Raw genomic sequence first — 21,979 nt, forward strand, 5'->3', positions numbered from 1 at the left:
TTATTTACTACCTTAGTCAGACTGGCGGCAGTGTAACAAAAAACAAAGCCCCGCATAAAGCGAGGCTCAGAAAGAGATAGCGGGCGAGATTAATCGCGGCTGGCGAAGCCCAGAATGCTCAACAGGCTAACGAAGATGTTATACAGCGACACATACAGGCTCACAGTGGCACGAATGTAGTTCGTTTCACCGCCGTGGATGATGTTGCTGGTTTCAAACAGAATTGCGCCAGAGGAGATCAGAATGAACACCGCGCTGATCGCCAGATGCAGAGCAGGCAGTTGCAGGAAGATATTCGCTACCATCCCGATCAGGACAACAACAATACCCGCCATCAGCATACCGCCGAGGAACGACATATCTTTGCGAGTGGTCAGCACATACGCAGAGCAGCAGAAGAACACTAATGCCGTACCGCCCAACGCCATGGCAATTACGTCACCCATTCCGGCTGACAGATAGGTGTTCAGAATTGGCCCGAGGATATAACCCAGAAAACCGGTAAACGCGAACGCGGAGATAATCCCGGTCGGCTTATTCGCCGTTTTATAGGTCAGGAACATCAAACCATACATACCCACCAGCGTCAGAATCAGCCCCGGAGATGGCAGCATCAGAACCGTACTGGCCGTCGCGGTAATCGCCGAAAAGGCCAGTGTCAGGCTCAGGAGAAAATAGGTATTACGCAGCACCTTATGGGTGCTAAGCAGCGATGTACGGTCATGTGAAGAACTAACAATACGATCCATTGAGTCACTCTCTATGACAGGTGTAATTAATGAAGCAGCATAATGATAATGCCGAAAGCTACCCAGAGGTTTTACCCATCTTTACGCATTTGATCTGGAACAGGTTTAGCAGAGGATGGTTAAGCCACTGAGTGTGGTATAGCATTTTGACAGGCAAAAGAAAAAGGGGTTAGCATTTAGCTAACCCCTTATCTTATTTGGCGGAAGCGCAGAGATTCGAACTCTGGAACCCTTTCGGGTCGCCGGTTTTCAAGACCGAAGAAAAACAAAGGAAAATCAATATAATACGGAAAAGTGATTAAAAGATAATCAACTTTAACCTCTAGAAAAATCAGGCTATTAGGTGGTTTTCTGAGTTTTTATACCAAGTATTTTTGCGAAAAGATTTTCTGAATTGTCTATTTACTAACCACAAGTGGCAAGTCCAGTGTTGGTGTGACTTTTGTTTTTCGATCATAAATCAACACCTGATTTTCTGTTTTATGCCCACTGAAAATTTGTTTGTCGCGACTGCTGCCTTCGTAATCTGAAATCCCTTTGGCTTTTATGTCATGGAAGTTGCACCCAAACGGAACACCGGCTTTTTGCTCCGCTGCGCGTTTAGCCTGATTCCACCAGTTGTTCAGCGTTTTGGCTATAACTTTCCCACCTTTGGTTGTATTGATCACATACTCGCATGTGCCGGAAGTTACATTTCGGGCTAACTGGATCGCGGTACGTAATCGCGGAGACCATTCCTTAATTTGTTTAGCACCAGTCTTGTTTTGCTCAATGTAAATTCCTTTATCCATAATATCCTGCCATTTTAGCTCGAGCACATCACCGAGCCTTGCCGCACAAAGATAGGATATCTCCATTGCAATACGTAACTGCGGAATTGCTTCCGCATATATCGCAGCATATTGTTCATCAGTGATGTAAACAGTACGAGCTTTAAGCGTGAATTTTCTGACTCCTTTGCATGGATTATTTTTCACATACCCACGCTCATACCCCCATCCGTATACGCGACTCAGACTTGCCAGTTCATGGTTTGCCTGGGTTTTGCTCTCTAGTCCTCGTTTATCCATGAAAATTCTTACCTGTTCAATTTTTACATTATCAGCAAGCACTTTACCGAATACCGCCAGCAACGCTCTTTGATGTTGCCGATAATCTTTTTGGGTTCGGGGGGCCAGTTCTGTAAATGCAGGGGAGTCCATAAACATGTGCCATAATTTAGCGACGGTCATTATGTTGTGGAGTTTTGCTTTTTCCAGTTCATAATTTTGCCAGACTTTAGCTACGCTGGTTTCCCGCACTCTTCCGAGCCCTATAGTTCTTGTGCTTCCTTCGGGTTTCCATACATAACTGTAACCATTCGACCTGACACGTGGTGGCAGTGCATTATCTTTTTTGTTTTTTCTTGGTCTTCCCATTGTTCAGCGCCTCAAAATCGGGTTCAGCAGAAACCAGTTCAGATACTTTCGGCATCGCGGTCGTTCCACGTGGAACATCACTGCGAAGAACTATTGGTTCGTTTTTAGGACCGGTTACAAATGGGATGCCGTGCAACCTTAACTGGTGTTGCTGTTTTGTGTATCGTTCGTATCTCGTAAGCTCTCTAATCTCTGCTGGCGATAGAGTTAATTCGTACATGTGGTCACGTGCCTTACAGCATGACCGCCGCCACTATAGCTGGTGGACGGCGATCAGGGTTGAACATTAAAAATCAGTCTGATTAGGGATCAGTTTTTGCCAGATTGCTGAAACGTATTTCGCCTGGTGGCGGGCGTCATCCAGTGCATTGTGGGGTACACCCTCGAACGGAATAGCCGCTCTGGCATCAAATTCCAGGGCTTTTCCCAGCTCAACGATTGTGCGCACATCGCGATCGTTGTAGTAACGCCACGGACAGGGGATCCCCTGTCGTTCATGTGAACGGCGTAAAATCACGTTGTCGAAGTTAGCCCCATTTCCCCAGACCCGAACAAAAAATTCACCGGAGTTTTCGTCTATAAATTCACGCAACTGCAGCAGTGCATCATCCAACGGGATTTCATCGACCAGAATGGCGGATTGCGCTTCGCGTGATTGTTTCAGCCACCATTTTATGGCGTCCCGATCAATGATTCCGCCTGCAGTTTCCAGATCAATAGTCTTAATAAATTCCGGCCCCATATCTCCGGTCTGCGGATCGAAAAATATTGCACCTATTGAGATAATCGGGGCATCAGGATTTTTTCCCATCGTTTCAAGGTCGATCATCAGATGGTGCCACACCCTGCTGGTGGATGTGGTTTCATGATGACCGTTCACCTTAACTAAGGGATCAGTCGCCTCGCCAGTTTCATTATCGCTGACGTGGTCCTGATCGCCGCCAGTGTTCTCCTTGTGCGGATGTTCAGTGCCTTCCATTTCCTCTGGAGCTTCTTCCCGAGATTCATCCTGATTTTCTCCATCGAATGTTTCCTGGTATGTTGCGTCGCCCATCACTGCACCACAATCAGGGCAGTTGCCACTGCCTGTCTGCCCGCAGGCGGTGCAAACTTTTTCCACTTCTTGTTGCACTACTGGTTCAGGCTGTTTCGTTTCTGGCTCGTTTTGTAACGCATTTTGGCTGTTTTGTTCCGCTTTCTGGTCGTTTTGTTCCGTTTCTGTTTCTTGCAGGTTCTGGTTCACAGAATCGCGAGTCTGGATCCCCTTAACCCATTTTGGATCATTCGGGTCGCTAATCCCGTCAACAAATTCACCACGTGATACAGCAAGCAACTTATCGGCGTCAGTCTGCTTGATATTGGCTGCCTGCATAATTTGGTTTACTTCGTCAGCGGTAACTTTTACCAGTTCCGGTTGTGCGATCGTGTCAGATGCACCAGTATTTTGTTGTGAACCTGAGTATGTGCCGTTTTTGCGGGCAAAATATTCTTCTTTCGTGATTTCAGTAGCCCCGGCAGCCAGCGCCTTATCCAGACCTGAAAGTTTGTTTGCACGACCGTATTTTTCGCCATCCTTATCGGTGAATAGGAAGTAGAACGGCCCCTCACGCTCTACAGATGGTTCTGCTTCCACTTCGCATTCGGTTTTTTCGTTGTCCGGCATTGCCGTTTCCACTGCATTAGTTTCTGGTACTGGCGACGGGAGAGTATTAGTTGTGCTCTGATTTGTACCTTCATCTTCAAACACGCCCTTTGTAGTCAGGTATTCAGTGATGTATTTGTTCAGTGCCACGGGATCCTTGTGAATGTCGATCGGACGCTCACGGACAAGGCCAAAAATAGTCTGACGGTCATAGCGAATGGCATCAGGCTGTTTGCGCATTGATGCGGAAATACGCTTCCAGTCTTCGCGATCGTTCTCGATAACTTCATTTTTTGCCCAGCGATGGATGCTGCCGTCAATGTTTCCGGCATCAATGTCACCAGGCCACAGAGCGTAGGCCAGCTCATCATCCAGTGTTTTCCATGTCTGCTTGTATTCGCGACGAATGACAGCAGTGACAGGGGGGATTTTTTCTGCTGAGTTTTCAGTGTGCTGTCGGTTGACTCTGGCGCGGGCGAGATCAACAACAGAAGTATATTTCCCGGTTTCTTTTCGTTCGGCTTCGCGACGTTTTTTCCAGGCGCGTAATTCAGTCTGGATCTCAGGCCATTTTGCCCCCGGCTTACATTTATGTTTAACCCACCCGATGGCGAACAGCTTAAGCTCCGGATACATGATGTTAACTTCAGGCATTTTCATTAATGCTTCAACGATATGCCCGTCGAATGTTGCCATGTCTTCCTGCAGTAACTCCTGTGCGCTAATCACCATATCAACGGTGATGTTTTCACATGTACCGAACTTAACCAGGACCGCGTTCTGTACTTCAAGGGACAGTTTGTCAAAATTGACGTTCATCGGATCGGATTCTGGTTCGACCAGGACAAAAGAAGCTGAGTTTTCATCCCAGCGATTTTCCTGCATATATTCGGTATCCCAGGAATCGAGGGCAGGGCGTGGCATGCCGGGCTTATCCTCACAGACAATAATTTTATAAGCGCAGTCCTGAGCTGCCGGATATTGCTCCAGGAATAACCAGCCAAATTTAGCTCTTGCGCGGCGTTCGTCGCCGGCTTCAATGGCAGTGGCTACAGCAACAGCACCTTCTTCCTTTATTGCCTGTTCGTCCGGCATGGCGGCGCAAATAAAGACTTTACTCATTTTGTTTTAACCTCATTGCAGATTTAAGGATGAACAAATCCCTGCCATTGCTGGCATATAAAAATGGAACCGGATATTTACTGCAGGTCTGTTTTAAAGCCCTGCCGGGATTTCGCTATTATCTGTGTGAATAACTTTATCGACCGGATAACAGTTACCGGGAATTTTCTGTTCGTCTGCGGCGGTCGTGCATTCTTTCATTGAGCCGTATACGCCTGTGACCAGGTCAACAGGCTCTCCGGTATTAAGGAAAACTGTCAGAACAAGTGCAAATGCAGTATTCATTGCAAGCATCCTTTTTTCATCAGGTTTAAGCGAGCCATCTTTGAAGCAATGCATACTTTATTTAATAAATCCGGCATGCGCTTTATCTGATTAATGGCATCCTCAATAAAAGTTTTATCACCAGTTATAACGCCAATTTCAAAACGGGTTTCAGGCGTAGTGGAATTGAGTAATAACGTTTCCATTATCGCGTCCTCAACAATGAATTTTGTGATGCGGTGCCTGGTGCCTCCAGGTGACGTTAACCAGTTAACAATTAACGCCGGAGTATTTCACCCATAAGGTCGCTTGTTTTAACTGTTCCGCGTGCGCTTAGCCGCATTCACCGCATCACAAAATTCACTTTAAAAAGGGCGGGTATCACAAGGGAAAACAAAAAACGGATACCCGCCAAAAGGTAATCAACATGGGTTGTTGTAGCTGATTGCCACAACCGGAAGCGCACGGACGAAGATGCCGGCGGCACGCAACAGAGGGAGAAATAACTTCGCCGTGCGCTTTCGTGTTGTGCCCTGACTTTTCAGGGATATATCCTTTCAGTAAACTGTCAGTGCCGGATTCTTATCCGTGTCCGGCGCACGACAACACGCTGTCACGTGTGGTCTCCATTCTCAACCAGTAACCTCAATGGAGGATAAAATGCCAAACAAACCAATACATCCGCTTATTGAAAAACAGATTGAATGTCTGGTTAATCAACTCAGGCAATCAGGGTTATTAAAAACTCATTCAGAGCTAGGGCTCACAGAATCGGCATTCGACGATAAATTAAACAATGCGCTTTATAATGGCATCATTGATTACAATCGTGGTGCTGGTCGCCGTGGCCCTGCTGGTACAGCTTTGTAATTACCAGTTAATCCAGAGCGGATAGTGTTCAGCATAAATATAGCTATACACATCCAGGTTGTATTTGCGGTCTGTCCTTAGCAGGTCGCAAATACAGGCCGCAGCTTCCAGGGCAGCAGCTTTGTTGCTGAATAACCATGTAGCAACATTCCAGCGATTATCTGTATCCCACTCTTTTGCGAGAGTTGACACCACGAAGGAGCCGTTGGTGTTGCCATCAAATACTTCCGTTTCCAGATTTTTAAGTAATGCCTGGTGAATTCTTGCCAGGTATTCAGTCGGAATTTCGCCACGAATTCTGATAAGGTTGTCATAAACAAACATATTCCCCGTATATGGCGATTTTTCTTTCCTGCATTTTAAGCCAGCATCACGGGTAAACTGGTCAATTTCTTCTTCGGTTTGTTTCGTATTGATGTTTTGCGTTATCGTTTCTGCAATGGGCTTTGCTTTATTTTCTACACAATGATTGTTTGTGAACGAATCTGAATACAGTCCGGTAAAAGAATTGCGGACATGATTTGATAAATTTCTGATGAACACTTTATCTACTAATATCATTGGGTTCCGCGCCAGTTGCGAGCGAATCACATCAGCGGCCATTTCCTGTATTGATATTGGTAAATCTTTAAATTCCATCTTTAACCCCGTTAGTCGATAGATTTTGTCGAACTGGAAAGCGCCTGTTTAAACTCACTGAAGCTGAGAGTTTCTTCGCCTTCGGCAAGGCCTTCGAAGTATTCTTCGTAAGCCTTTTCCATGATTGCGTCGAAATCCATATCACTCACCTGAGTTTCTTTCCAGCCAGCGACGTGCGCCAGCTTCGGTTTTAAACGTTTTGCTTTTGGTATACGTCATCGCGGTGAACGTACCGTCCTGGTTGGGGAACACGCCGCATACCAGAGATTCGTTGTTGCCAAGATCGATAGTATCCATGTTGACCTCATTTCCCCTTAACGCCGGGGTAGCGGAACAAAAACCTGCTGCATAGTTAAAGTTGAACCCTGCCGTCATGTTCTTACGCCTCGGGCTGGCTACTTACCCCCTGACCACTGCCTGGTAACTCGAAGTATTGCCCTGCGTTCTGTGGGGCGGGGTGGGTTGGTATGCAATAAATCTAAAAGTATTTAGTTTTATAGTCAAGGGGAATCTAAATTAATTTAAAAAAAGGTCGGCATAACCGACCTTAAGTTCAAGGACATGGCAGTGTTATAGGTTGAACTGTACACCTTTTGCTACGGCAACAATTTTACACTCTGGCGTAAGCAAGGATGATTGATAGCGCGGATTGAGAGGGCTTAAATACACAAGTTTTCCATCAATAACTAATTTTTTTATAGTCATAGACGGTTCATTTGTAAGTGGATCTGGAACTATTACAGCGACAATACTGCCATTTTTATAACTTTCTCCTGGTCTTAGGATCACAGTGGCACCAACCGGGATACTCGGCGACCCTGAGGGGTTATGCATAGTGTCATCAGGCATTGAAACGGCAAAATCACCTTCCACTACATCAAAGAATGTGGTGATCCTATCGACATTTCCCATTGTTTTCTCTCCTTCTAAGATTAGGAAAGAAATCGCGTCACCCCACGAAAAGTAGGGGATCTTGGTGCCTGGATTGCTCTGCACAAAAGATAGTTCAGGAGACGATACTCCATACAGGAGATAGGACTCAGTAGTTCCTAATGCTTGGGCTAACTTACTTAGAGCTTTGCTGCCGGGTTCGTTTAGATCTTTCTCCCAGTACCCTATAGTAACCCCAGTCACGCCTGAAAGCTTACCCAGTTCTACCTGGGTGAGTCCCTTATCTTTTCTGAGTTTCTTAAGCCTGATGCCAAGGCTTTCCATCATTTTCTCCCGCGAGTTGAATATAAATTATTTTAGATTGCATTGACCTAAAAAAAATTATCCTGTAATCTAAAAATACTTAGATTTTAGGAGAGTGAAATGCGAGTTGATGAACTTGTTCAGTTTTTTGGCTCTGTTCAGAGGGTCGCTGATTTTTATGGGATAACCCGCGAAGCTATTTACATGTGGCGTAAGCGCCCCGGTGAAATAGTTCCGAAAGGGAGAGCTGCGGAAGCTGCTGCATACTCCAAGGGAAAATTATCTTTGAACCCAGAACTTTACAAAAAGAATGATACCACCCGGGACGAAAGGAAGAGTGATTCATGAAAATCAAGCATGAACACATCCGCATGGCGATGAAAGCCTGGGCGCATCCGGATGGCGAGAAAGTACCAACTGCGAAGATTACCAAAGCATATTTTGAACTGGGAATGACGTTTCCGGAGCTGTACGACGATTCACATCCGGAAGGCCTGGCTCGTAATACCCAGAAAATTTTCCGCTGGGTGGAGAAAGACACCCCTGATGCGGTTAAAAAAATTCAGGCGCTTTTACCAGCGATCGAAAAGGCAATGCCACCTCTGCTGGTGGCCCGAATGCGCAGCCACAGTTCAGCCTATTTTCGGGAGCTGGTGGAGACGCGGGAACGACTGGTGAGAGACGCTGATGATTTTGTCGCAGTGGCAATCACTGGTTTCAATCAGATGAATCGTGGTGGTCCGGCGGGAAATGCCGTGGTGATGCACTAAAAGCACGGTGTTCGGAGTTTTATATGAGCAGCAAGCTTCATGGTCTTGTCTGGGAAGGGTGTGCCTTCACCGGCATGATCTTATCCCGGGTAGCAGTAATGGCTCGCCTTGCAGACTACAGCAATGACGAAGGTGTGTCATGGCCTGCAGTGGAGACTATTCGTCGTCAGATTGGGGCAAAGAGTGAATCAACGGTTAAAGCTGCGATAGCGGAACTGGAAAAGAACGGCTGGCTGACGAAGGAGGAACGTAAGGTCGGTGGGCGTAATGTAAGCAATATTTACCGCCTTAATGTGGAAAAACTTGAAGCAGCAGCGGCGGCGGCGCGTGAGGCATATAAACCGAAAAGAAAAATTAACCCGGTAAAAAATGACCCGTCAAATATTGACCCCTCAACGGTTGACCCGTCAAATTTTGATGGATCAACAGTTGATAAAAAACAGCCGGTTAGGGGGGCGATGGTTGGCCCCGATCCGTCAGTATTAAAACCTGATCCGTCAGATAAAAGATCTTCTTGTCCGGACGCTTCGCAACCGGACCCGCAGACGGCTGAACAGGATTTTTTAACCCGACACCCTGACGCTGTTGTGTTCAGTGCGAAAAAACGCCAGTGGGGCAGCCAGGAAGATTTGGCGTGTGCGCAGTGGATCTGGGGGCGAATCGTGAGTCTTTACGAGCAGGCCGCCAGCGATGATGGCGAGCTCATGCGACCGAAAGAACCCAACTGGGCTGCATGGGCCAATGATGTGCGCACAATGCGGATGCTGGATGGCAGAACTCACAGACAAATTTGTGAAATGTTTGGTCGGGTACAGCGGGATCCATTCTGGGTAAAAAACATCATGAGCCCGTCAAAGCTCCGCGAAAAATGGGACGAACTGGTCATTCGCCTGGGGCGTTCGCCTGTACAGCGTTGTGTGAATCACATTTCTGAACCGGATACCGAAATTCCGCAGGGCTTCAGGGGGTGAGTGTTTATTTCAGATCATGAGGTAATTTTCAGGAGGGTTTGTGGCAAAAGTATTTACACAAGAAGAGCGGGAAAAAATTAAGGGGCAGGTTGTTGAACTCGTGCGCCAGAGCGGGCGCGAGACGCTACGACAACTGGAAGCTAAGACGGGTGCGACAAGATATCTGATGAGTGTTCTCGCCAGAGAGCTGGTTGCCAGTGGCGATGTATACAATTCTGGCTACGGATTATTTCCGTCTGAACAGGCTCGTAAGGACTGGATAAAGGCCCGCAAAAAGATGTCGAAAGCAGCAGTGAAAAAAAAGAGCGACCCGGACCTGGTTTATTCATTACCAGACGGAGAAATACGCCGCTACGACAGGCGTCTGAACATAATCTGTCGCGAGTGTCGGAAAAGCGAAGCTATGCAGCGTGTACTGGCGTTCTATCAGGGTAATTTTCAGGAGGTGCTTTTGTGAGCAAAATTAACTATCAGGCACTGCGTGATGCGGCACAGAACGCGAGAGATTTAGGTGGGATTAAGAATTACAAGCGAGGTGAGCAAGCTGTTGCCGAATTTGAGTCCTTGATAACGCCACACCTTGTGCTTGCGTTACTGGATGAGCTGGAAATTAAAAGCAAACGAATTAACGAGTTAATCAAGGGCGGTGAAAACGCCAAATACGTGACGGAAATTTTCCGACTTGAGAAAGAACGCATGGCTCTGGCGGCGGAGAATGCTGGGCTGAAGGCGATATGTGATGACCGTCGCAGGTTCATCATGAATGCGGTGCAACTTGGGCATATCAAAGCGCCAGCAATGAAAACAAAATCGGGGCTTGAAACAATTCGTATTGCTATATCACCACAAAAGCCCACTCCGGCCACCGATGTTTTTCTGGCTGAAGTACGGGCGTGGGCGTTTAACGACCTTTGCGCGGCGTTTGTCAGGCACGCAAAAGTTGCAGGGCTGGATGATGCCGATACCGTAACGCTTAATGAAGCAACGGATGCGCTGCTGCATTGTGTGGAACAGCTTCGCGCTCCAGAATAATTAAATTTAGTACTGTAAATAAAATTTAATCCTTAACCGGAGGGATTCCTGCAACCTCAATACATCAGGAGTCCGTCCGAAAGGGCGGTAATGAAAAATGACAGAATTAACCAAAGAGCAATTAATCGAAGAAGCCAAATTAAAAATAGCGATTGCGAAATGCCACCCCAATTCAGGGATGGCGCGGGTAGAGGGCGAGTTATTCAAAATTGCACTGACATCGCTGGAAGTAGAACCGATAGCGTGGGAATGCGGCGAAAACATAATCCTGTTTAATCCTGACACAGTTGAAGCATATGCAAAACGTGCGGAGATATCACCTAAACCACTATTCGCCGCCCCGCCAGTGCTGCCTGATAGACCGGTAGTATCGCTGGAAGCAGAGCCAGTTGTAGTAAACGACGACATGGCTTACGCATTTCACCATGCGCTTTCTGACTCATCGCTTGGCTCTGATGAAATCGAAGAAATTAAAACCGGGTTGCGTGCTGCCTTTGCCAATGCCACCGTCCAGCCAGCACTGATAGTGCCGGATGAAATCGAGCCAGACGATAGCAATACGTTTGATTATGTTGATGGCTGGAATGCCTGCCGCGAGGCCATGCTTCAGGATAATAGGGGGAAGTAATGCTGATGTCGCCTTATCTGGTCTGGTTTCATGGGGCAGCCTTAACAGTTATGCCGCATGTCATGATGGCTGACAATATTATTCCGGCACCAAAGCGCCATACCGGTATTGCAGCGGCACGCCGTGCAGCAAAGAAACGCAGGAGAGCAAAGCGATGAAAAACCGTAAAGCAAAACTGCTTACAGCAAAGCCCGGGCAGCTTATCCGCATCTCAAATCGACTTGTTGTTCGTTATGCGCCTTCTGGCCTTGCCAGGTGGTTACCAACGCATTTTTACGGTGTCAGGCGACGTAGAAGTGCGGCACAAAACCGCTGGAGAAATCACGGTTCTAGGCAAATTAAATGGGAGTGATATGACTACACTATTCAGGAAAAATTATCCGCGAAAGAGCAGAGCAACAGAATTCCTGTTTCTCATTCTGTTTATCGTGTTGATGATACCGATATCCCCGTTAATTCTGGTATGGGGAATCGGGAAAATAATTGAGCCAGTTATTGAATTGTATAACGACGTGGTATGGGCGTCGTTCAACGCACTACACAATAAAATTAATCCGTATAAGGAAAACTGATATGACCACTATTACGAGAGAAAGCGCGGAGATTAAATCATTCATCACTGGCTTCCTGAGCGACGCGGCGCACGATAACCAATCGTCAAACAGTCTGCTTGCTAATGTGTTTCGTATCGCACTGGCATCGCTGGAAGCAGAGCCGGTGGCGTGGAAGGCAACCTTCACGCAAATTGACAATGAATATAATACGTTCACTGCTCTGTATTCTGACAAAGCAGAAGTCGAACGGTGGGTGCGACTGCATGAAATAGGTGACTTTCGGGCAGAAATAACACCGCTTTATACAGCCCAACCAGCGCCGGTAGCTCCAGATGGTTGGATAAGCTGTAGTGATGCAGTTCCTGCGGAATACTGCGATGTGATTCTTCGCGATGATCTCGGGAATGTATTCCCCGGTTCCTGGGATAAGGTTTTTTGCCCCATTCGTGGCGGGAATAAGATGGCTTTTGTGGACAAAGACGGCATCGAAGTAGAGAGCTCAACTCACTGGATGCCGCTACCGGAACCACCGCAGGAGGTGAATCGATGACCTGGCCTGAAGCATTCACAACGGTAGGAATTGCAATGGCGGTGGCGCTGGTGGTGTATTCGATTTGCCGCTGGGGTTGACGTAATTACTAATCCGGGGCTATATTTCCGACGCGCCAGCAAAATCTGGCGTCGGGATTAGCACCCCGGATGTTTACGGAGCGATATGAGACGCGCCCGCGTCTTTTTTCATATCGTTTGCACAGTCACATTCGCGATTTATGGCGGGCTGTGTGGGGGAGCCGAAAGGCTCGCCGGTTTCCGTACCCGGTAGTGCTAACCCCGCACAGTTCGCCACCACGATGATTAGCACCTGACGGTGGCGATAATGTCCAAATGTACGGAGTAATCGTTATGACCACTCAGATTTCTGTCGAAACTCTTTCCCCAATTACACACAACCAAATTCCCGTTATCACTACCGAGTTACTGGCACAGCTTTACTGTACCGAGATCAACAACATCAAAGTAAATTACACCCGTAATTCCGAGCGTTTTGTTGAGGGTAAACACTTTTTCAAGATTGTTGGTGATGAGTTGAAAAATTTGCGGGTTACTTTAAGTAACTCACAAACGCCTGTTTCCCCCAAAACCCGCTCCCTCATCCTCTGGACAGAACGCGGAGCAGCCCGCCACGCAAAAATGCTGGAAACCGAGCAGGCGTGGGAAGTGTTCGAAAAACTGGAAGACTGTTATTTCAGTCAGAAACGCCCGGAAGAAAAAGCACCGGATTTTATGCCACGCCGCTTTCTTCTCACTCTGGTCAATAACCAGTGGTATGTTGAGCCTGTGTCTGCTGATGCGTTTGTGGCAACGCCGGACTCACTGGTGGCCAGGCTTCAGGCCGAGAGATATCTGTTCGATCAGCAGAGCATAAAGGAGATCATCCAGACCTGCCTGAAGATGATTTAAAAATTCATTCCGATATGGGAATCCCCATATCGGGAGAATATTACCACCGGGGATAAAATGATTTGCGGTGAAAGGGAAGTTAAGTAGAATTGCTGCGGGTGCTTGAGGCTATCTGCCTCGGGCATGAATACCAACGGCAGATAGAGAAAAGCCCCAGTTAACATTACGCGTCCTGCAAGACGCTTAACATTAATCTGAGGCCATATCTATGCGACACATAGAGATTAGCCTCTTACGGACCGAAAGGTCAAGGAGAAGCAGGCTATGAAGCAGCAAAAGGCGATGTTAATCGCCCTGATCGTCATCTGTTTAACCGTCATAGTGACGGCACTGGTAACGAGGAAAGACCTCTGCGAGGTACGAATCCGAACCGGCCAGACGGAGGTCGCTGTCTTCACAGCTTACGAACCTGAGGAGTAAGAGTGACCAGGCGAGGGAGAAATCCCTCGCCGCCTCTGACGTGTCAGGCATTCTCAAAGCACCCGCACTTAACCCGCTTCGGCGGGTTTTGTTTTTTTCTGGCATTCTGGTTTACAATCCACTCGTCAGCCTGAACAACTGACACCTGCTGCGCCAGCAGAGAAAACCGATGGCGCAAAATTCCAGACCACACAATTCTGATAATTCAGCCGTCTTTGCCAGCAGGCACGGGCGGCGTTCCCGCACATTCAAATCTGACTGGTTCCAGCACGACCCATGCACTGAAGAACAAGCCGAATGGCTAATTCAGAACTACCGCAGACGTGGGTATGAGTTTCAGAAAGACCTCAGTCTTGACTTCCGACACTGGATAATCTCAGTCAGGCTGCCGTACTCCGAGCGCCCACCGCGTCCATCCCGCACATTCCAGCAACGGATCTGGAGGTAATGTGAGAGCATTACTGACACCTGAAATTGCCCCGCGTATGGGGATCGTACTGTTCAGGCCAGGTTCAGAGCTGATGCCATTGTTTATGCAGGGGCGTGTCTTGCTGGAGCCTGAGCCGGAACGTTATTCATCTTTTGCCAGTGGTGTCGTTCCGGCGGCATCGCAACCGCTGGCGGATGATCCTGTCGTTCGGGCCGTATTCCGCAATGAGGCAGTGATCCGTCGTGCAGGTGGCGTGGAATGCCTTGAAAGCTGGTTACTTCGTGAAAAAGGCTGTCAGTGGCCTCATTCTGACTGGCACAGCGAGAACATGACCACAATGCGTCACGCGCCGGGAGCAATCCGTTTGTGCTGGCACTGCGATAATCAACTGCGCGATCAGTTCACAGAACGGTTGGAATCAATGGCAACGGATAACTGCGTCCGTTGGGTGTTGTCTGTTGTCCGTCGGGATCTCGGTTTTGATGAAAGTCACGTTGTGACAATGCCGGAACTGTGTTGGTGGCTGGTTCGTAATGACCTGGCGGATGCCTTACCTGAAAGCGCAGCCCGTAGGGCTCTGAGATTACCGAAGCCTGCTGTGCAGTCTGTCACTCGGGAAAGTGACCTCGTACCTTCAGTTCCGGCCACCAGCATCATCCAGGATAAAGCGAAAAAGGTGCTGGCGCTGAAAGTGGATCCGGAATCGCCGGAGTCTTTTATGTTACGCCCCAAACGTCGCCGCTGGGTTAACGAAAAGTACACGCGCTGGGTTAAGACACAGCCGTGTGCATGTTGTGGTAAGCCAGCCGACGATCCCCATCACCTGATTGGTCACGGTCAGGGAGGGATGGGGACAAAAGCCCACGATATTTTCACGCTACCGCTGTGCCGGGAGCATCACAACGAACTTCATGCTGATCCGCTGGCATTTGAAGAAAAGCATGGTTCCCAGATTGATTTAATTTTTCGTTTTCTTGATCACGCCTTTGCAACCGGCGTGCTTGGGTAAAAGAGGTTACTGATGCGTATAGAGTTTGTTTTGCCTTACCCGCCGACGGTGAACACCTACTGGCGACGTCGTGGCAGCATATATTTTGTATCAAAAGCCGGTGAGCGTTATCGCCGTGATGTGGCGCTTATTGTTCGTCAGCAGCGGCTGAAATTAAACCTGTCCGGAAGGCTGGCGATAAAGATTATTGCAGAGCCACCGGATAAGCGCCGTCGTGACCTGGACAATATTCTGAAAGCTCCACTGGATGCGCTGACGCATGCCGGACTACTCATAGACGACGAGCAGTTTGATGAAATCAATATTGTGCGCGGTCAGCTCGTTCCTGGTGGGCGGCTGGGGATAAAAATCACAGAACTGGAGTGCGCATGAATAACCAGTATTTACAGTTTGTTCGTGAGCAACTCATGATTGCCACCGCCGATTTGAGTGGAGCAACAAAAGGACAGCTTGAGGCCTGGCAGGAGAATGCCATGCTTGAAACAGGGCGTTACAGGCGTAAAAAAATCCGGTACCGCGATGAAGTGACCGGAAAAATGATAACGCGGGATAATCCACCAATCCCGGGAAAACAATCGCTTGCGAAAGGTTCGTCAATTCCTCTGGTAAGTCAGGTTGAGTTTTCGACATCATCATGGCGACGGGCAGTTCTGTCTCTTGAAGAACATCATAAAGCCTGGTTGTTGTGGTGTTACAGCGGCAGCATTTGCTGGGAACACCAGATCGCGATAACGCAGTGGGTGTGGAATGAATTTAACGCACAATCCGGTACCAGAAAAATTGCAGGGAAAACGCTGGAGCGCCTGAAAAAATTAATCTGGCTGGCGGCACAGGATGTCAGAGGATGGATTACCGGGCGTGAGGTCTACCAGCGACAGGAACTTGCCAGGCTGTGTGGAATTAAACCTGACAACTGGAGCCATAATTATGCGAACTACTGGCGTGAGATGTGCGACATTTTTAAGAATCTTGATACAGAATCCTTGATTTGCACAGTGAAAATGAGAACGCAACAAAAAGCGACCTTTTCGCGACGAGATGTTGCAAAAATCAATTAAATCGCGTACATTTCGTGTAAATTTGATATTTTGCCGATTTTATACGCGATGGCAAAGCAAGCAAAACCCGCCGCCGAGCGGGTTTTTTTATGTCCGCAAAATGGCGTGGAAGAAAAAATTAATCAGATTGTAACTGAGATAAAAAACAATCGTTAAATATGCATTTAATAATTTCTTTATTTCATAAAAAATAAAAACATATACGTATATTTACAAATCTTGATATGATTTTCCATTGAAAAGAGAGCTGGTATTATTAATATCGGTCCCCGGTTCCGAAGGGGATGTAAGCGCGGTCATTTTTATTTCTCTTGAGGAACCAATGCCGACTTAGCTCAGTAGGTAGAGCAACTGACTTGTAATCAGTCGGTCACCAGTTCGATTCCGGTAGTCGGCACCATATGCGGGTATCGTATAATGGCTATTACCTCAGCCTTCCAAGCTGATGATGCGGGTTCGATTCCCGCTACCCGCTCCATAGTAGTAAGGCGAGATTGTGTTATGCACTGACACATTATATATGTGGGGATGGTTTTTGGCCTCTTTATCCACGTCCCGTTCTGTAATGAGTGATACCAATTGCAGTCCAGTGCTATTTTTTTACACCATCGGAATGGTGCATCATCCCGATGTTGTAAACATCGCTAAACGTGACATTGAGATTAATCATATATTAATCAAAATCTGGTAATACATCCTTAACCGCCGAACCAGGCGGTTTTTTTATTTCTTCTCCGGACAAAAAAAGACACGAGCATCCTGGAATACTCGTGGGACAAGGTACTTGGTTAGCAATTTGCGAGAGGGTGAAAAAAATGGCGCGGCTGTCGGATTAAAGCCGCGGGACAAAGTCCATGAAGAATAATAAGTATCAGTCTCCTACAGGAGACGAGTTGATATTACTAAGCTTTAAAAATGGTTTAAATCCTCAGATTAACCTTAATTTCAGGTAAGTCTTATTTCATTTCTTCGCGCCGCGCCCGGCGCACATCAAAAACCACAGAGCCTTTCAGGGGTGAGCTTACGGGATGGTCAGTGTGACTTTCTCTGTGGGCTGGTCACTCCTGGGGCGCAGGCTCACCCACTAAAAGGAAAAGTCACGATGTTTGGTATTTTCAAAAAGAAAACCCGCAAGGCCATTACCGAAGTGAAGAAGATGGAGAACCGCGACGCAGTGGAGGCGACCGTCTGGGGTGCGTATTCCATTGCATACGCTGACGGCACCTGTGACGCGAAAGAAATCGCGGTACTGGAGAAAACCATTGCAGCACTTCCTGCCTTTGCGCCGTTCTCCGGTGAGATTGCACAAATGAGCGCAAATATCCGCGCCCGTTATGAAGCGTCACCGCGTAGCGCGAATGCTCAGGCATTGCGTGAACTGGCTGATGTGGCAGGAACAGACGACGCGGTGAATGTGCTGTGCCTGTGTCTGGATATCGCTGACCAGGATGGAATTGGTCCGGAGGAAGAAGCACAACTCAAGAAAATTGCTCAGGCGCTTCAGCTACCGCTGGAGCAGTACCTGTGAAAAGTGCGCGCCTTGTGCTGGCTGCCATCCTGCTGTTTCTGGTAGTGGCGGTGGATTTCACCGGACGGCTGATGTCGGTGCTGGCAGATGGTGTGCTGGTGGCGATGGTGCTGGTCGTGCTCCGGCCTTTACTGCGCAAATCTGAATAACACCACACAAAAGGCATCTGCGGGTGCCTTTGACGGGGTGTTGTTTTTTACGGGCCGCTGGTGGCCCTTTTTTATTTGCAGGAGAAGTTATGGCAGCAGAACCCTTGTCTGGTGGCGGGGCGGTGGGGCTGACGATAGGTGGAGCCAGTGTATTCGGGATTCTGACCAACACCGATTTCGGCGTGGTTATTGGCGCGTTTGCAGGGGCGCTTTTTGTTGTCACACAGCAAAAGGAAGTGCCTGTCTGGCGGATGTGTATCCACCTGCTGGTTGCTTTCGTGGTTGGCGTACTTGGTGCGGGTGTGGCTGCGTCTTTCATGCAGTGGTTAACGCACTACGACGACAAGCCACTGGACGCTCTGTGTGCGGTTGGTGTTTCAGCCCTGTCAATTAAGGCGCTGACGTTCCTGTATCAGCAGGAGATTACATCGCTGTTCGGTTTTCTGACGAAGCTGCGCGGCGGAGGAGGAGGAAATGGTAAGTGATGTTGCCGGGCAGGTGAATGTATTCGTCTGTGTGGCTGTTGTGCTGGGATTGCTCGTGTTCCGGTGGAGGGATGCGGCCCACAAACCCGTCATGGCCTGGCTGACTTATCTGCTGATGCTGGGATACGCAATTATTCCGCTGCGCTGGCTTTACGGTACCTACATGCAGTCGAGCTGGCTGGTCGTGGTGCTGAATCTTGTTTTCTGCGCACTGATAGTCTGGTCGCGTGGAAACGTATCAAAAATTATTTCATTACGGAGGTGAGTATGCCGGGGAAATTCAGATTCAGTCGTCGTAGCGAAAAAAATCTGGAGGGCGTCAAACCACAGCTGGTTGCCGTTGTTCGCCGTGCGCTGGAACTGACGGATGTTGATTTCGGTATTACGGAAGGTCTGCGCACGAAAGAACGCCAGAAACAGCTGGTTGCTGAAGGAAAAAGCCAGACCATGAACAGCCGCCACCTGACCGGTGATGCGGTGGATGTTGTGGCCTACATTGGCAGCCAGGTGTCATGGGACTGGCCTCTGTACGAGAAAATCGCGCATGCATTTAAGCAGGCTGCCGCAGAGCTGGGAACTGCCATCGAATGGGGTGGGGACTGGCGGACGCTTAAAGACGGCCCACATTTTCAATTGAAACGATAGCTTGCAAAACATACAGGGCCGCCATGAGCGGCTTTTTTATTGCTCAAAAAACGAAAGAACGGAGGTACGTATGTACGCACTGAAAAAAATTACGGTAACTGAAGATGGTCGCCAGGTTGAGGAAGTGCATGTCCTGGGGGATATGTATCGTCTGGAATTTTACCCGCGTAATACCCATCTTGCAGCGCAGGTTGAGTATTGTCGGGACGGGAATATTCCATGCATTTCTGTAGAAAAAACGGATGAGGCTTATATCACTACGCTGAATGGCGATACGGTGCGTTGCATTTGTCGCGGTGACAGCAAAGCCCGGAATGAAATAGCCAGATGTCGCGCCCATACAGATAAATAAAAAGCAAAATACAAGGCTGCAACGAGTGGCCTTGTTTATCTCAGCACTTCGCACGGTGCGCATAAAACAGAGAATCTTTCAGGATGAGCCTTGAGGAAAACCGGTAGTGGTCTGGTTAACCCTCTCTGGCTGGTTATTCCTGTGCGCAAGGTTCATCACTAAAAGGAATAAACCATGAACGAGATGATTTCTGTCGATCATGAAATATCCATGAGCAGTCTGGACTTCCTGAATAACATTATTAATCCAGCTCGTATAGAGGCTGGAGAAGTCCCTCACGAACCGCGTAAGTTTCTTGCAAAAATTGAAGACGAGCTTGAGCTTGATGGAACCGGAAAAAAATTCCGGTTAAACAATAACCAGACAAGAACAGCATATTACGATCTGGACTTCGACCAAATGATGCTCGTTGGCATGAGAGAGTCTAAGGCTGTTCGGCGTTCTGTGCTGGCAAGACTTAAAGCGATGCACGGTATACAAATTCCTCAGACCTTACCTGATGCATTGCGATTTGCGGCAAAATTGGCAGAGCAAAAAGCAGAGCTGGAAAATAAACTGGCAATAGCGGCACCGAAAGCTGAATTTGTTGATAATTATGTTGAGGCATCCGGCCTGATGGGGTTCAGGGAGGTTGCTAAATTGCTCGGTATTAGAGAAACCGATTTCCGGCTGTTTTTGCTGGAGAACGGCATAATGTATCGTCTTGCCGGAAAAATGACGCCTTACTCACATCACCTGGATGCTGGTCGTTTTAGCGTGAAAACCGGAGAAGCAGGCAATGGTCATGCTTTTACACAGGTTAAGTTCACTCCAAAAGGCATTCAGTGGGTTGCTGGCTTGATCGCTGCTTGGAGAGCCACCGCAGCATGAACACGAAACAAACATACTGGAAGTTTTTACTCATATGGATAATTCCATTCTTGTGGGTGCGGCCCAATTGATTACAGCCATTAAGGGATAAACATGTCGGATAAAATGGTAAAGCTGGCACAGATCCTCTGTGTGATAACTGGTCTTTCATTTTCGGTAATGCTGGTGGCTATTTTCATTTCCACAGCCTGGATGGCGTTGAGTTCATCCGGATTGATTGGTGGATAGCGAGATGAAGCGGAAGCACTGGACACACAGAATGCCTCGAGCGGCGGCAAAATGGGCACTGGTAGCGATACCGGTGCCTTTTTTATTGGCGGGATGCGTCAGCCTAGATAAGGCGCGTCAGCTTTTCGATACGGCTTCTCAGGTTTGCCAGCTTATTGATGGCGTTCGGCGGTGCACACAGAATTGATCGCTTGTAAGAGTAGAATATTTTGCTGAAAAATGAAGGGTGCGCCAGCGTCCGGAAAGCATGAAATTCTGTGTTTGTGGCTACTCAATAAAATAAATTCTTTCTGTCGCCGCGAATACTCAAATGTTGATCAGTGCCCGGTGCGGCGACGGGCTTCGATATCAGGAGACGATGATGGAAGCAACAGAAGATGATCGTCATCCTGGTTGTCCGGTATTTGCCTGCATGAAATTACCGGAAGGCGCAGTCGTTACTAAGTAACAGGCATTACAGCAGCCCTTCTGTGAGGGGCTGCGATAATGCAACACAGGAATAAAAACCGGCCAGGGAGAATCCGTTAAAGGTCTGCCGGTGGCGAAAGATAGCCAAGGCGTCAACTTACGCTATTGCTCATGGTGATGCAATGCATCGCCCTAATGAAGTTAATAGATCTCTGATTTATCTCTGCGCGTCGTATCGTCGCCGTATTCCCGCATTAACAGAGACCGCAGCCCGATGGGAAGCTCTTCTGCGCGAGTGTGCAGGAATAATCAAAAACGATGCACACCGGGTTTTTACCGCGCTATTGATTCGCGGGTTTGTCCCTCATGCTCGCCAGTCCTGTGCGAGGTTGGAAGAAACAGGGCATGTATTCAGGAGCGTGCGACCGTGGTCGCACGGTATCTTTGTCAGGAGGTTGTGATGAAAGAGTCGCAGAAATTTAATTCAAAAATGGAACGATTCAGTTCTCCTGAGCGAGAGGCTTACAACATGCATTCATTGAGTGCCTGTTGTAATATCGCCAAACATTAATCAGGTGCACGAGATGTCGGCTAATACTGACCCTGACGAAATGTGGCGCTGCTTTAATCTGAAAGATGGTGCAGACGACCTGTAGTTCGCATCCATTCCTGATTACCCTATTCAAGTTGATGAGACAGAAACATGACAGCTGCTAAAGAGCAGATTGAATATGAGCTAAATGTATTCTTCGCGTCCGCCCTTGGTGATGTGTTTAAAAGTTGCCGACTGGCTGAAAGCGTATTGGATTACCAGATTTCTACTGTTAGTTTTCCAACGGAAAAAAACGCCTGGCTGGAGCTAGGTGAATTACCCGTGATTATCGAGTTGTCTAACGGACGTCGCTTTGAGATTAGTGCGTCTGAATGGTTGCAAATCACACCGCTTTAAATTAAGCCCGCTGCCCACCTTGGCTACAGGCATACGCTTAGTGGCTGGGTCCTTTCCGGCGATCCGGCAGGCTACGGGGCGTCAGGCGCGCGGGTTTTCGCTATTTATGAAAAATTTCCGGTTTAAGGCGTTTC

The 21,979-nt window shown here is 48.1% G+C and carries 32 protein-coding genes, 2 tRNA genes and 2 pseudogenes; 26 read left to right on the forward strand and 10 right to left on the reverse strand.

Annotation, left to right across the window (positions count from 1 at the left end):
- Window positions 1-89 precede the first annotated feature (89 nt).
- The 6 genes from yccA to dicB form a co-directional block, all read right to left on the reverse strand.
- Window positions 90-749: an FtsH protease modulator YccA gene (gene yccA / locus FEM44_RS19425; RefSeq protein ID WP_000375136.1), complete on the reverse strand. Its 660-nt coding sequence runs from the start codon at window positions 747-749 to the stop codon at window positions 90-92.
- Between the two features lie 398 nt (window positions 750-1,147).
- Window positions 1,148-2,167 carry a tyrosine-type recombinase/integrase gene (locus FEM44_RS19430; protein ID WP_001346425.1) on the reverse strand — a complete coding sequence of 340 codons (1,020 nt, stop codon included), beginning with the start codon at window positions 2,165-2,167 and terminating at the stop codon, window positions 1,148-1,150.
- The gene (locus FEM44_RS19435) at window positions 2,136-2,387 is read right to left on the reverse strand and encodes a DUF4224 domain-containing protein (protein ID WP_135522268.1); all 252 of its coding nucleotides are present in this window, start codon (window positions 2,385-2,387) and stop codon (window positions 2,136-2,138) included. Before FEM44_RS19435 ends, FEM44_RS19430 begins: the two co-directional genes overlap by 32 nt.
- 66 nt (window positions 2,388-2,453) lie before the next feature.
- Entirely contained in the window at window positions 2,454-4,931 is a 2,478-nt protein-coding gene (locus tag FEM44_RS19440) for an exonuclease (RefSeq protein WP_135522269.1), read from the reverse strand.
- 93 nt (window positions 4,932-5,024) lie between these two features.
- Complete coding sequence (locus tag FEM44_RS19445; protein WP_129541791.1) at window positions 5,025-5,216, reverse strand: DUF1482 family protein; 192 nt, start codon at window positions 5,214-5,216, stop codon at window positions 5,025-5,027.
- Window positions 5,213-5,473 (reverse strand): cell division inhibition protein DicB, encoded by a 261-nt coding sequence (gene dicB, locus FEM44_RS19450; protein ID WP_240726805.1) that lies wholly within the window; start codon window positions 5,471-5,473, stop codon window positions 5,213-5,215. The genes FEM44_RS19445 and dicB overlap by 4 nt, the downstream gene beginning before the upstream one ends.
- Before the next feature lie 382 nt (window positions 5,474-5,855).
- Between dicB and FEM44_RS19455 the strand changes: the two genes are divergently transcribed.
- The gene (locus FEM44_RS19455) at window positions 5,856-6,065 is read left to right on the forward strand and encodes a hypothetical protein (RefSeq protein WP_033813301.1); all 210 of its coding nucleotides are present in this window, start codon (window positions 5,856-5,858) and stop codon (window positions 6,063-6,065) included.
- On the opposite strand, the pseudogene FEM44_RS19460 reads toward FEM44_RS19455, so the two are convergent.
- The 4 genes and pseudogenes from FEM44_RS19460 to FEM44_RS19470 form a co-directional block, all read right to left on the reverse strand.
- Window positions 6,066-6,581 (reverse strand): annotated as a pseudogene (locus tag FEM44_RS19460) (hypothetical protein); the annotation flags it as partial.
- A 134-nt stretch (window positions 6,582-6,715) separates the two neighbouring features.
- On the reverse strand, window positions 6,716-6,844 hold the full coding sequence (locus FEM44_RS25795; protein WP_276606466.1) for a hypothetical protein: 129 nt from the start codon (window positions 6,842-6,844) through the stop codon (window positions 6,716-6,718).
- A 1-nt stretch (window position 6,845) separates the two neighbouring features.
- Complete coding sequence (locus tag FEM44_RS19465) at window positions 6,846-7,001, reverse strand: DUF1391 family protein (protein ID WP_000379554.1); 156 nt, start codon at window positions 6,999-7,001, stop codon at window positions 6,846-6,848.
- A 273-nt stretch (window positions 7,002-7,274) separates the two neighbouring features.
- Window positions 7,275-7,919 (reverse strand): helix-turn-helix domain-containing protein, encoded by a 645-nt coding sequence (locus FEM44_RS19470; protein WP_000444613.1) that lies wholly within the window; start codon window positions 7,917-7,919, stop codon window positions 7,275-7,277.
- Between the two features lie 99 nt (window positions 7,920-8,018).
- Here FEM44_RS19470 and FEM44_RS19475 point away from each other — a divergent pair, with 99 nt between their 5' ends.
- The 25 genes and pseudogenes from FEM44_RS19475 to FEM44_RS19600 all read left to right on the forward strand — a co-directional run bounded on the left by FEM44_RS19475 (window position 8,019) and on the right by FEM44_RS19600 (window position 21,845).
- Window positions 8,019-8,246: a Cro/CI family transcriptional regulator gene (locus FEM44_RS19475; protein ID WP_135522272.1), complete on the forward strand. Its 228-nt coding sequence runs from the start codon at window positions 8,019-8,021 to the stop codon at window positions 8,244-8,246.
- Window positions 8,243-8,668 carry a toxin YdaT family protein gene (locus FEM44_RS19480; RefSeq protein ID WP_135522273.1) on the forward strand — a complete coding sequence of 142 codons (426 nt, stop codon included), beginning with the start codon at window positions 8,243-8,245 and terminating at the stop codon, window positions 8,666-8,668. The genes FEM44_RS19475 and FEM44_RS19480 overlap by 4 nt, the downstream gene beginning before the upstream one ends.
- A 23-nt stretch (window positions 8,669-8,691) precedes the next feature.
- Window positions 8,692-9,639 carry a helix-turn-helix domain-containing protein gene (locus FEM44_RS19485; protein ID WP_135522274.1) on the forward strand — a complete coding sequence of 316 codons (948 nt, stop codon included), beginning with the start codon at window positions 8,692-8,694 and terminating at the stop codon, window positions 9,637-9,639.
- Window positions 9,640-9,679: 40 nt separating this feature from the next.
- Window positions 9,680-10,096: a DUF977 family protein gene (locus FEM44_RS19490; protein WP_135522275.1), complete on the forward strand. Its 417-nt coding sequence runs from the start codon at window positions 9,680-9,682 to the stop codon at window positions 10,094-10,096.
- Entirely contained in the window at window positions 10,093-10,671 is a 579-nt protein-coding gene (locus tag FEM44_RS19495; protein WP_135522276.1) for an ead/Ea22-like family protein, read from the forward strand. The genes FEM44_RS19490 and FEM44_RS19495 overlap by 4 nt, the downstream gene beginning before the upstream one ends.
- Window positions 10,672-10,768: 97 nt before the next feature.
- Window positions 10,769-11,032 (forward strand): annotated as a pseudogene (locus tag FEM44_RS25885) (hypothetical protein); the annotation flags it as partial.
- 620 nt (window positions 11,033-11,652) lie between these two features.
- On the forward strand, window positions 11,653-11,871 hold the full coding sequence (locus tag FEM44_RS19510; protein WP_135522240.1) for a DUF4014 family protein: 219 nt from the start codon (window positions 11,653-11,655) through the stop codon (window positions 11,869-11,871).
- 1 nt (window position 11,872) lies between these two features.
- On the forward strand, window positions 11,873-12,403 hold the full coding sequence (locus tag FEM44_RS25630; protein ID WP_240726801.1) for a DUF551 domain-containing protein: 531 nt from the start codon (window positions 11,873-11,875) through the stop codon (window positions 12,401-12,403).
- A gap of 353 nt (window positions 12,404-12,756) precedes the next feature.
- The gene (locus tag FEM44_RS26065; protein WP_441316606.1) at window positions 12,757-13,314 is read left to right on the forward strand and encodes an ORF6N domain-containing protein; all 558 of its coding nucleotides are present in this window, start codon (window positions 12,757-12,759) and stop codon (window positions 13,312-13,314) included.
- A gap of 264 nt (window positions 13,315-13,578) precedes the next feature.
- On the forward strand, window positions 13,579-13,734 hold the full coding sequence (gene hokD / locus FEM44_RS19525; protein WP_000813254.1) for a type I toxin-antitoxin system toxin HokD: 156 nt from the start codon (window positions 13,579-13,581) through the stop codon (window positions 13,732-13,734).
- A gap of 169 nt (window positions 13,735-13,903) precedes the next feature.
- The gene (locus FEM44_RS19530) at window positions 13,904-14,182 is read left to right on the forward strand and encodes a hypothetical protein (protein ID WP_135522241.1); all 279 of its coding nucleotides are present in this window, start codon (window positions 13,904-13,906) and stop codon (window positions 14,180-14,182) included.
- A gap of 1 nt (window position 14,183) precedes the next feature.
- On the forward strand, window positions 14,184-15,173 hold the full coding sequence (locus tag FEM44_RS19535) for a DUF968 domain-containing protein (protein ID WP_138159152.1): 990 nt from the start codon (window positions 14,184-14,186) through the stop codon (window positions 15,171-15,173).
- 12 nt (window positions 15,174-15,185) lie between these two features.
- Complete coding sequence (locus tag FEM44_RS19540) at window positions 15,186-15,545, forward strand: RusA family crossover junction endodeoxyribonuclease (protein ID WP_135522242.1); 360 nt, start codon at window positions 15,186-15,188, stop codon at window positions 15,543-15,545.
- Entirely contained in the window at window positions 15,542-16,231 is a 690-nt protein-coding gene (locus FEM44_RS19545; protein WP_135522243.1) for a bacteriophage antitermination protein Q, read from the forward strand. Before FEM44_RS19540 ends, FEM44_RS19545 begins: the two co-directional genes overlap by 4 nt.
- Window positions 16,232-16,555: 324 nt before the next feature.
- A tRNA-Thr gene (locus FEM44_RS19550) sits at window positions 16,556-16,631 on the forward strand.
- 3 nt (window positions 16,632-16,634) lie between these two features.
- Window positions 16,635-16,709: transfer RNA gene (locus tag FEM44_RS19555), tRNA-Gly, on the forward strand.
- Window positions 16,710-17,333: 624 nt separating this feature from the next.
- Window positions 17,334-17,759, forward strand: a complete 426-nt coding sequence (locus FEM44_RS19560; protein WP_135522244.1) for a tellurite resistance TerB family protein — start codon at window positions 17,334-17,336, stop codon at window positions 17,757-17,759.
- Window positions 17,756-17,908, forward strand: a complete 153-nt coding sequence (locus FEM44_RS19565; RefSeq protein ID WP_097292789.1) for a DUF3927 family protein — start codon at window positions 17,756-17,758, stop codon at window positions 17,906-17,908. The genes FEM44_RS19560 and FEM44_RS19565 overlap by 4 nt, the downstream gene beginning before the upstream one ends.
- A gap of 89 nt (window positions 17,909-17,997) precedes the next feature.
- Complete coding sequence (locus FEM44_RS19570; RefSeq protein WP_138159154.1) at window positions 17,998-18,393, forward strand: putative holin; 396 nt, start codon at window positions 17,998-18,000, stop codon at window positions 18,391-18,393.
- Window positions 18,383-18,658, forward strand: a complete 276-nt coding sequence (locus FEM44_RS19575) for a phage holin family protein (RefSeq protein ID WP_135522246.1) — start codon at window positions 18,383-18,385, stop codon at window positions 18,656-18,658. Before FEM44_RS19570 ends, FEM44_RS19575 begins: the two co-directional genes overlap by 11 nt.
- A gap of 2 nt (window positions 18,659-18,660) precedes the next feature.
- Window positions 18,661-19,038, forward strand: coding sequence for a M15 family metallopeptidase (locus FEM44_RS19580; RefSeq protein WP_135522247.1), 378 nt, complete (start codon window positions 18,661-18,663; stop codon window positions 19,036-19,038).
- A gap of 70 nt (window positions 19,039-19,108) precedes the next feature.
- Window positions 19,109-19,390: a hypothetical protein gene (locus tag FEM44_RS19585; protein WP_135522248.1), complete on the forward strand. Its 282-nt coding sequence runs from the start codon at window positions 19,109-19,111 to the stop codon at window positions 19,388-19,390.
- 174 nt (window positions 19,391-19,564) lie between these two features.
- A complete protein-coding gene (locus tag FEM44_RS19590) occupies window positions 19,565-20,260 on the forward strand; it encodes a phage antirepressor KilAC domain-containing protein (protein WP_135522249.1) in 696 nt (231 codons plus the stop codon).
- Between the two features lie 93 nt (window positions 20,261-20,353).
- A complete protein-coding gene (locus tag FEM44_RS25800) occupies window positions 20,354-20,488 on the forward strand; it encodes a hypothetical protein (protein ID WP_276606465.1) in 135 nt (44 codons plus the stop codon).
- 1,111 nt (window positions 20,489-21,599) lie between these two features.
- Window positions 21,600-21,845 carry a hypothetical protein gene (locus FEM44_RS19600; protein ID WP_000122987.1) on the forward strand — a complete coding sequence of 82 codons (246 nt, stop codon included), beginning with the start codon at window positions 21,600-21,602 and terminating at the stop codon, window positions 21,843-21,845.
- Window positions 21,846-21,979 lie beyond the last annotated feature (134 nt).

It is taken from the genome of Escherichia sp. E4742, from assembly GCF_005843885.1.
GTDB lineage: Bacteria > Pseudomonadota > Gammaproteobacteria > Enterobacterales > Enterobacteriaceae > Escherichia.